Here is a 6,505-nt window from a genome sequence, read left to right on the forward strand (position 1 = left end):
TCTACTTTGATAAAAAATCAATCATTCATCAATAATGGTTGAATAACTTTATCCAATGCTTCTCTGGCCCTAAATATTCGCGACCTTACGGTTCCAACTGGGCAATCCATAACATTAGCAATATCTTCGTAGCTTAAACCTTCTAGTTCACGCAGACTAATAGCCATTCGTAAATCTTCAGGTAGCTTGTCCATGGTGTCAAACAATAGCTTTTCCATTTGCTCTGACATTAAACTTTTTTCGGGTGAATTATTTTCTTTCAATGCATCACTACCGTCATAATAATCCGCTTCATCAGCATCAACATCACTGGCTGGCGGTTTCCTTCCTTGAGATACCAAATAATTTTTGGCACTGTTCACTGCAATTCTGTATAGCCAAGTATAAAAAGCGCTATCACCTCTAAAATTTGGTAAGGCTCTGTAAGCTTTGATAAACGCCTCTTGCGTCACATCCGCCACATCTCCTGAATTTTTTACATATCTGGAAACTAAATAAGATACTTTATGTTGGTACTTAGTAACCAACAACCCGTAAGCGTTTTTATCTCCGCGCTGTACTCTTTCAACAATTTGTTGATCTGCTATCTGCTCGCTCATTCGAGCCCTTACTCCTGTGCGAAAATATACTACGGCTCATGCAAGCACTAATATTGACTCTATCTAGTTTGAAAAGTTCGTAAATAACCTACTTTTTTTTCAAAATAAGCAACAATGTATAATTAATTAACCATCAATAATGGACATATCCAGGCAATCATCTATGAAAAGCATTGTAATTTATTACGTGTAAATTAGTATTGCCCAACAAATTGATTACTTTTATCTAGTTTACCCTATGCAATCTACTATTGAACACCTATGTGACGTACTTATTATTGGAAGTGGCGCCGCTGGTTTAAGTCACGCCCTAAAACTTGCCGATCATTGCCAGGTTATAGTGTTAAGTAAAAGTGATATTTCTGAAGGATCTACCAAATATGCGCAAGGTGGTATTGCCGCGGTCTTTGATGAAAATGATTCCATTGCGTCACATGTTGAAGACACTCTATTAGCCGGCGACGGTCTATGTGACAAAGACGCTGTAGAGTTCACAGCCTCACAAGCCAAAACTTGTATGCAATGGCTAATTGATTTTGGAATGCCATTTGATCAAGAAAGCTCAGAAAAAGGTGAAACACGATTCCATTTGACCAGAGAAGGCGGCCACAGTCACAGACGAATTTTACATTCAGCCGATGCCACAGGCGCAGCTGTACAAATGACTCTTATTGAAGCGGTACAACAACATCCTAATATTCATCTATTCCAGCGTTACAACGCAGTTGATTTGATAAAAAGCCAAGAAGTAGATAATCACTTACTAGGTGCCTATGTTTGGAATAGAAAACGGGAAAGAGTAGAAGTGATCCGCAGCAAGTTTGTCTCTCTGGCCACTGGAGGAGCAAGTAAAGTTTATCAATATACTTCGAATCCAGACGTTTCTAGTGGTGATGGTATTGCCATGGCTTGGCGCGCTGGTTGCCGTGTTGCCAATATGGAGTTTAATCAATTCCATCCAACATGTTTGTATCATCCAGAAGCTCGAAACTTTTTAATTACCGAAGCATTACGGGGAGAAGGCGCGAAACTTTGTCATCCTGATGGCACTCCTTTTATGCACAAGTTTGACCCAAGAGGAGATTTAGCATCACGTGATATCGTAGCTAGAGCCATCGATTTCGAAATGAAACGCCTTGGTGCTGATTGTATGTATTTAGATATCAGCCATAAGTCCAGCGACTTTATTGTAAAGCATTTTCCTAATATTTATCGAAGGTGTCGATCTTTAGGGATCGACATCACCCAACAACCCATACCTGTTGTCCCTGCAGCACATTATACCTGTGGGGGTGTAGTTACCAATCATCATGCGAATACTGATATTGACAACTTATATGCGATTGGAGAGGTAGCCTATACAGGCTTACATGGCGCAAACAGAATGGCGAGCAACTCGATATTAGAATGTATTGTTTATGGCCATTCCGCAGCAAATCATATAGTCACTAGGCTAAATGAAAAAACGTCAGATGAACCAATAAAAGCATGGGATGAAAGTAAAGTGAGTGACTCTGATGAGGAGGTAATCATTCAACATAATTGGCATGAATTACGCTTATTCATGTGGGATTACGTGGGTATAGTACGTACAAATAAACGTTTAGAACGTGCGCATCATCGTATTGAACTATTAAAACAGGAAGTGAATGATTATTATTATAACTTTAAAGTTAGTAATAACTTACTAGAACTTAGAAACTTGCTGACCGTTGCTGAGCTAATAGTGAAGTGCGCTAAAGAACGCAAAGAAAGTCGTGGTCTACACTTTAACTTAGACTTTCCAGACAAACTTGAGCATCCAAAACCGACTATAATTAAGAACGACTTTAAATAGGCCTAATATCACCAATAAGATGCAAGGACCTAGGATTGTTTAAAACCAACCCTGACACCTTAAATTGCATTTCAGCAGGAGTATTAGCCCCAAAAGGTTGCACTGCCAAGTTAATCTGACTTGGCAAGTAAAGAGGTTGTTTAAACGAAGTATTAATTTCAAAAGCTTGCAAAAAAAGAGAAGGATTAATTTTCTGCAGCTCAGAAACACAATATGACTTAGTCCACATTCCGTGAATAATATGTCGTTTAAAACCAAATAACTTAGCCGACCATTTACTTAAATGTATAGGATTAAAATCCCCAGACACTTTTGCATAACGTCGGCCTAAATTAGCATTCAACTTCCAAATTGTATCTATTGGCTTAGTAAAACAATTCAAGACATGCTCTAGTGTTGGTTCAACAACTCGGCCATGGTTACAGCGAAACAAATTGCTACTGATACTTTGCCATACCAGCTCAGAGCCGCTATAAAACTTCACTTTAATCGAAAAAGCCCATCCTTTAGGATGTAACTCTAGTTGCCCAAAACAGCTAGTTACAGATAACGTCTCACCCTTTTTAATGGGCCTTATTTGAGATATCTGATTATTAATGTGGACTAATCCCAATAAAGGGAAGGGAAATTCAGCTTGTAAAAGCAACTTAATATGCAGCGGAAAAGCCAGCGAATGTAAGTAACAAGGATGAATAATATCAGAATCCAGATCCCAGCCAATGACTTGATGATAAAGCCTATAATTAGGTTTATCTAATACAACTCTATCACAGTAAAATTTATTGCTCGGCAATATGACTTTGGTAGATTTTAGCGGATCATAATTAGACTTTTTTAACCCTGCCTTTATTAATAAGCATTTAATATTTGGAATACTAGAAAGCTTGGTTATATCCGCTGAGCATAAGGTCATTAATCAATATTCCCAGTAGTTTGCTGCTGATAAATAACGGCGCAACATAGTCGGCGGAAATCTCGCTCGGTTACTTGGTCTCTATATATTAAACACCATTTTGAATGAAGTGCATTAACAGGGGAAATCAAATGAATAAATAACACTAGGCTACTCACTCGAGATCTAGAGGTGATCTTCCAACTTATTTGCTCATTTATATTTGTTTCCAACCATTCACCCTGTAAGGACAAAATGACTGGAGACTGCGTTTGACGTCTACTATGTAAAACAGCTCTGAAAACACAAAAACTAATGATGGATACAATCAATATTTCCAGAAGAAATTGGTATTGGATGATCTCAGCTTGCCAATTTAAGACAGATAAAACCAAAACCCCATAAGTCAGCAACTGAAAAATCAGCAATAATTTAGAGGATTTAAACTCAACTCTATACTTTGACACGACTCAAGATATGCTGAATCATTTGGTTAAACTCTTGATTTTCACAGACTTGATGTCCCATAAACCAAGCATAGAGGTCAGGATCATCACTGGTTAACAAGCGTTCAAACACCTCTTGCTGCTCGTCAGATAACTCATTAAAACCACTTTCTGCAAAAGGCATGAATAATACATCAAGCTCTAACATTCCGCGGCGACATGCCCATTTTAATCGACCATATCGTTTCTTATCAAACATTTATAACCTCTTTTACTAATACACTGTCGCTTCAAACTTGGAAATCAAGTTTTATCACCTTTTAATAATAACAGTATTACCTAGTTGTTTTCAGATCTTTCCTTGCTAAATCAAACTCGTACCCCATATTAATTGCTAGTGCTGATTAGCGAAAGAGACCAAAACATGTCACAACCCACCTTAGATCATTCTCAAACAAAGCAGTATGCCAACAAGCTTAAAAATAATGGCGTCATAGTGCTTACAGGAGATGAAAAAATCAAATACCTTCAAGGCCAAATAACCGCGGATGTTAATAAACTGACTGACGAAAACGCGCTTTTGGGCTGTCATTGTGATTTCAAAGGCAAAATATGGAGTGTGTTCTATACCTTCGCTTGGCAAGATTCTATTTTATTAATCACCCATAATTCTGTGTTAGATAAATCCTTAGCCGAATTAAATAAATACGGGGTATTTGCCAAAGTTGAAATCACCAACCAAAGCGATAAATGGCAAATAACAGGTGGTTCAGGTAGCCTATTTGAAAACGCAATCATAGAGCTGTTTGACGAATTACCAGTTGGTGATCAAGTTGTTAAATCAGACGCTTATGGGTTAGTTATGTCTGTTACTCGGCCAGAACAACGTTACCTAGTGTTACAGCCTAATAATGCTGCGAAGCAACTAAACTGTGACGTGGCTGAAAATGACAAGTTATGGGAAATTGCCAACATAAAAGCTGGACTAGGTGATATCCGCGAAGCAACAATAAACGAATATGTACCACAAATGCTAAATCTACAGGCTTTGCAAGCCATCGATTTCGAAAAAGGTTGCTACATGGGGCAAGAGGTCGTTGCTAGGACAAAATACTTAGGTCGCAATAAGCGCGCTGGTTTTATTTTAAAAGCCGAATCTGAAAACGATGATTTAACTGGCGAACAATTAGAATACCAAATCGGTGACAATTGGCGCCCTGGAGGGAAAATACTCCGCAGTGGTGCAAATTTAGGACAGACATGGATATTTGCAGTGTTAGCCATAGATACTGAAGTTGGCAGCGCTTTTAGAGTTAAATCTTCGCCGAACACAATCTTCGTTGCCCAAGCACTTCCCTATCCTTTACAATAAGTAATAAATTAATTTTGAATGGAATAACATGAATATAGCCAATAACACCGTTGTCACCATCCACTTTACTGTTTGTTCATCCGACGGTACTCAAATCGACACATCGAAAAATAGCGAACCTATGGTTTTCTTGCAAGGCAGTCATTTTATGATCCAAGGCCTAGAAGATGAATTAGAAGGTAAGTCAGCTGGCGACAAATTTGTTACAGATATTCCCCCCAACCTTGCTTATGGCGAACGCCATGAAGAACTCGTGCAAGCGGTACCAAAAACCATGTTTGAAGATATGGAGATTAATCCCGGCATGACCTTCAGAGCAACAACTGATGATGGGGAACAATCTGTGATGATTATCGACGTCAATGATGACGAAGTAGTTGTCGACGGTAATCACCCATTATCCGGCTTAACGCTCAACTTCGATGTTGAAGTACTTGAAGTAAGAGAAGCGACAGAAGAAGAAATAGCACATGGCCATCCACATACAGAGGGCGGATGTGGCCATACTCACTAAGCGTTAAAATAAACAGTATAAAGGCGTTCAACTGAACGCCTTTTTTTGTATCTGTCAGCTTCTCAAATTTCAAACTCTAAAAAGGGCCCCCCTTACGGATAGCCCTTTCTCTAAATGGAAGTCTGGCAATGTGTTCTCTAAATGGGAGTCTGGCAATGTGTTCTCTAAATGGGAGTCTGGCAATGTGCTGCTCTCGCAGGAGGGTTCAGCAAGTTTCTTTAGCTGCACAGCAGCGCCTTGCTGAACAACGAGCCAAGGAAGGCGAGTTTGGGTGCATATCATCAGGGATGTGTATTTGACTACTTCAAGTGATACGACTCTTTATGTCCTTAAATTCGTAACCATTTTCCAATGCCCCTAAACCCAAAAGCCACCCGATAAAGGTGGCTTTGTACTTAATTATTAGTTTCCAACCACAAAAAAAGGCCACCTTATGCAGGTGGCCTTTCTTCTAAATGGGAGTCTGACAATGTGCGACCTACATGGATGTAGGAAGTGCAGGTTTTGCAGCAGCAAAAACCTGTCTACTCTCGCAGGAGGGTTCAGCAAGTTTCTTTAGCTGCACAGCAGCGCCTTGCTGAACAACGAGCCAAGGAAGGCGAGTTTGGGAAAATGCCGTTTTGAGACGAGCACTGCTCGGCTAGGCATTTTCAACGAGTCATGGATGACGAGTTTGGGTGCATATCATCAGGGATGTGTATTTGACTACTCACCGATTTTCAACACAACCAATCTGATAAAACCGCAGATGCAAAAAAGGGCCACCCTTACGGATAGCCCTTTCTCTAATTGGGAATCTGGCAATATGCTACTCTCGCATGGGGGTGGAAGTGGGGCTTTCAGAA

Annotated in this window: 7 protein-coding genes; 3 read left to right on the top strand and 4 right to left on the bottom strand. The window is 39.6% G+C overall.

Features of this window, described 5'->3' with window-relative positions; all coding sequences use genetic code 11:
* Positions 1-17: 17 nt before the first annotated feature.
* Positions 18-599, bottom strand: a complete 582-nt coding sequence (gene rpoE, locus GARC_RS19215; RefSeq protein ID WP_007623369.1) for an RNA polymerase sigma factor RpoE — start codon at positions 597-599, stop codon at positions 18-20.
* Positions 600-837: 238 nt separating this feature from the next.
* Here rpoE and nadB point away from each other — a divergent pair, with 238 nt between their 5' ends.
* Positions 838-2,436: an L-aspartate oxidase gene (gene nadB, locus GARC_RS19220; protein ID WP_007623370.1), complete on the top strand. Its 1,599-nt coding sequence runs from the start codon at positions 838-840 to the stop codon at positions 2,434-2,436.
* Here the strand turns inward: nadB and GARC_RS19225 are convergent.
* The 3 genes from GARC_RS19225 to GARC_RS19235 are packed head-to-tail and all read right to left on the bottom strand — an operon-like array spanning position 2,429 to position 4,033.
* Complete coding sequence (locus GARC_RS19225) at positions 2,429-3,349, bottom strand: MaoC family dehydratase (RefSeq protein ID WP_007623371.1); 921 nt, start codon at positions 3,347-3,349, stop codon at positions 2,429-2,431. The genes nadB and GARC_RS19225 overlap by 8 nt on opposite strands.
* A complete protein-coding gene (locus tag GARC_RS19230) occupies positions 3,349-3,795 on the bottom strand; it encodes a protein YgfX (RefSeq protein ID WP_007623372.1) in 447 nt (148 codons plus the stop codon). Before GARC_RS19230 ends, GARC_RS19225 begins: the two co-directional genes overlap by 1 nt.
* Positions 3,782-4,033, bottom strand: a complete 252-nt coding sequence (locus tag GARC_RS19235) for an FAD assembly factor SdhE (RefSeq protein ID WP_007623373.1) — start codon at positions 4,031-4,033, stop codon at positions 3,782-3,784. The genes GARC_RS19230 and GARC_RS19235 overlap by 14 nt, the downstream gene beginning before the upstream one ends.
* A 165-nt stretch (positions 4,034-4,198) precedes the next feature.
* Between GARC_RS19235 and ygfZ the strand changes: the two genes are divergently transcribed.
* On the top strand, positions 4,199-5,146 hold the full coding sequence (gene ygfZ, locus GARC_RS19240; protein ID WP_007623374.1) for a tRNA-modifying protein YgfZ: 948 nt from the start codon (positions 4,199-4,201) through the stop codon (positions 5,144-5,146).
* A 28-nt stretch (positions 5,147-5,174) separates the two neighbouring features.
* Positions 5,175-5,660, top strand: coding sequence for an FKBP-type peptidyl-prolyl cis-trans isomerase (locus GARC_RS19245; RefSeq protein ID WP_007623375.1), 486 nt, complete (start codon positions 5,175-5,177; stop codon positions 5,658-5,660).
* Positions 5,661-6,505: the final 845 nt, after the last annotated feature.

This window comes from Paraglaciecola arctica BSs20135 (assembly GCF_000314995.1).
GTDB classification, from domain to species: Bacteria; Pseudomonadota; Gammaproteobacteria; order Enterobacterales; family Alteromonadaceae; genus Paraglaciecola; species Paraglaciecola arctica.